The sequence below is a fragment of the Candidatus Aquicultor secundus genome (assembly GCF_002791875.1).
GTDB classification, from domain to species: Bacteria; Actinomycetota; Aquicultoria; order Aquicultorales; family Aquicultoraceae; genus Aquicultor_A; species Aquicultor_A secundus.
In genome coordinates this window covers 1-2954 of the sequence record NZ_PFNG01000022.1, presented here as the reverse complement: position 1 = coordinate 2954, position 2954 = coordinate 1, and the positions used below count along the sequence as shown (strand labels likewise).

3 protein-coding genes are annotated in these 2954 nt (G+C 48.7%); all 3 read left to right on the top strand.

From position 1 onward, the window contains the following. Positions 1–1168: helix-hairpin-helix domain-containing protein (locus COY37_RS00790; protein WP_286975529.1), on the top strand; the 1168-nt coding region annotated here is incomplete at its 5' end. Between the two features lie 142 nt (positions 1169–1310). After that, entirely contained in the window at positions 1311–1529 is a 219-nt protein-coding gene (locus COY37_RS00785; protein WP_286678351.1) for an ArsR/SmtB family transcription factor, read from the top strand. A gap of 216 nt (positions 1530–1745) precedes the next feature. Further along, the gene (locus COY37_RS00780) at positions 1746–2807 is read left to right on the top strand and encodes a uroporphyrinogen decarboxylase family protein (RefSeq protein WP_286678350.1); all 1062 of its coding nucleotides are present in this window, start codon (positions 1746–1748) and stop codon (positions 2805–2807) included. The last annotated feature ends 147 nt before the right edge of the window (positions 2808–2954 follow it).

Sequence of the window (2954 nt, the reverse complement as noted above, 5' to 3'; positions counted from 1 at the left end):
GATGAACGTAGAAATTCTACCGCCGGATGTTAACGAGAGCTACCGCGACTTCACGGTTGTCGGCAGCTCGATCCGGTTCGGCCTTTCGGCGGTGCGAAACGTCGGCGAGGGTGCGATTGAGGGCATTATCAGCGAGCGCGAGCACGGCGGCCAGTTTAAGTCGATTTACGACTTCTGCAGACGCGTTGGCATGGGTGTGCTGAATAAGCGCACTATAGAAAGCCTTATCAAAGGTGGCGCGTTTGACTCGTGCAACGTAAGCCGCAAGCAGCTTTTGCTGACCTTCGAGAAGGCCGTGGATATGGGCATTCGCAGCCAAAAAGACAAGGCGGCGGGGCAGTTTACCCTTTTTGATATGGGGGATGGCGACGGGGGCGCAAACGAGGATGTTAAGGACCCGATCGACGAGTTAGTGCCCGAGTTTGAAAAGCACGAGCTTCTCGCATACGAAAAAGAGATGCTCGGGCTTTACGTGTCCGACCACCCGCTCCTGGGCCTGGCCGATGCGCTGGCAAACCAAACCGAGTTCTCGACCGTTGAGCTGAAAGAGCAAAAAGACGGAACCATCGGCTGGATCGGCGGCATTATTACCAAGATCAAAAAGATAAATACCAAGAAGGGCGACATCATGCTCTTTATCGAGCTCGAAGACCTGGATGGCTCAGTTGAGGTCGTGGTTTTCCCTGGGACCGCTGAGAAATATAAGACGTTGATCGAAGTCGATAAGATGGTCGTCATCAAGGGCCGCCTCGACGTAAAAGAGGACGAGGTAAAAGCCCTGGCGATGGAGATAAAAGAGTTCGATACCGAGGACAAAGGCAATGGAAACGGCAAGCGCAAGGCCAGGGTGAATGGAAGCGGAAATGGTAACGGCAAGGGCAAGGGAAGTGCTAATGGAAAATCCAACGGCTTTAAGGCGGTTGAAAACTCCGTCCTGGTGCTGACTGTTTCAAAGGCGGCGATGACGGCGACATTTATCAGCCGACTTAAAGAACTTCTAACGGCCCATCCCGGGCCGGTCTCCGTATATCTAAAGGTACAAAACGGAGGCAAGCCCGTTACCCTCGAATTCTCCCCCGAGTTCAACGTCTTCCCTCACGGCGGCCTCATCGCCGAGCTAAAGGAGCTTGCTGGTGAAACTGCTGTTGAGGTGCGAAGGCATTTATAAGGTAAACCCCTCGTCTTTTTGTGCTTATGCTCTGCAGCCGCAATAATAATCCTTCAAGAAGTGAAATAAAGGTTGACGCGTGCATCATCTGGATATAAACTAGCATTTATATAAACACTCGTTTATATCAAAGGAGTTACTTATGGATATTAACATTGAAATGCTTGCTAAAATCTTCAGAACGCTTTCCGATACTAACCGGCTTCGAATCATCAAGGCGTTGACAATGAATTGCCAATCCGTATCGGCAATTGTCGAAGCGACCGGGATGTCGCAGCCGTTGGTCTCGCACCATCTTAGCGTGTTGCGCAAACACGGTTTGGCCCGTGCCGAGCGGCACGGCGCATACACCTACTATTGACTTAGTGATATGGCGGTCTGGGAGGCCGTTGAAAACTGTAGCCAAATCGCGAATCGATTTGAAAGGGCTACCCCGGTAGGCGAAAACAATGGCGAAGGTAAATGACTTGTTAGCCATTATAAGGGATGACCCTTGCCGACAAAATTAAGTTTATGCAAGGCATGATGGGGACCTGAATGAAGAACATCGTGGGTTCGCAGATTTGGGGGTTTTGTTGTGGAGCAAATTGTTTTAAGTCAAAAAGAGCGACTGATTAGCATTTTAAAAAGAGAACCAACCGACAGGCGTACCTTTATAAGCCCAGGTGGCACAATGAGCATGGGTACTATCGAGGTTATGGAAAAGACGGATTGTTACTTGCCGGAAGCCCACAGTGATGCAGAAAAGATGGCAAAACTGGCAATGGCGGCCAACCGGCTAACAAGTGCAGAAAACATCGGTATCCCTTTTTGCACAACGGTTGAAGCTGAAGCAATGGGCGCAACTGTTGATCTTGGCACAAAAGAAGATAGGCCGAGAGTTGTTGCGTATGCCATCGAAAACATAGATGATTTAGGCAGTTTATCCCCGATCGATATAAATTCCGGTCGAACAAAGGTCTGCATTGAGGCAATAAAGATAATAAAGCGGAAGGTCTCGGGCGTTCCCATAATCGCCAATCTAGTAGGGCCGGTGACTCTTGCAACTTTACTCGTTGAATCGGCTATCTTTGCTGATGCGGTCCAAAATAATAAAGATTCGGCACATAACCTTTTAAAGTTTGCGGTAGAAAACCTCATCAGATTCGGCTATGCCATGCTTGAGGCGGGAGCCGATATCGTGTGCGTCAGCGAGACAGCAGCAACGTTTAAGGCGATAGATCGCACCGATTTTGAGGAATTTGTGCTGCCGTACGCAAATGAGATGGCAGAGCATTTTCGAGACGCCTTCGGCGCTCAATCAATCATTTATTTCTGCGGCGATTTCTGTGGCGATATTGCAAGGTTTGGGGATGCACTATCAAGTATTTCGGCTGAGGCGATAGGGTTTGATTCAACCGTTGATGTAAAAGCAATTAAAGTGCTGGCAAAATGCAAAGCTATCATGGGAAATGTAAACACGGCATTGCTTGAACGCGAAGAGCCGAATGCCGTCTTCAGAGCCGGCATGCAAAGCCTGATAAGCGGGGTAGATATTCTGGCTCCCTCGTGTAGCGTTAGCCTTAGAACACCGATTGCAAACGCAAGAAGTCTTATACATGCGGTAATGAGGTCAGATCCACCGGCGCCTTGTTGTTAACCAAGAGTTTCAGCCAAACTTACAGCGCAGGCTCTGTATGCTCGATCTTAAAATCTAATCGCCAAAAAAAGCTTTAAACCGATAATTATTGTAAGGTAAGAACTATGAGCATGCCAAATAATGTGGCATGGTTTTGAATCTATTGCA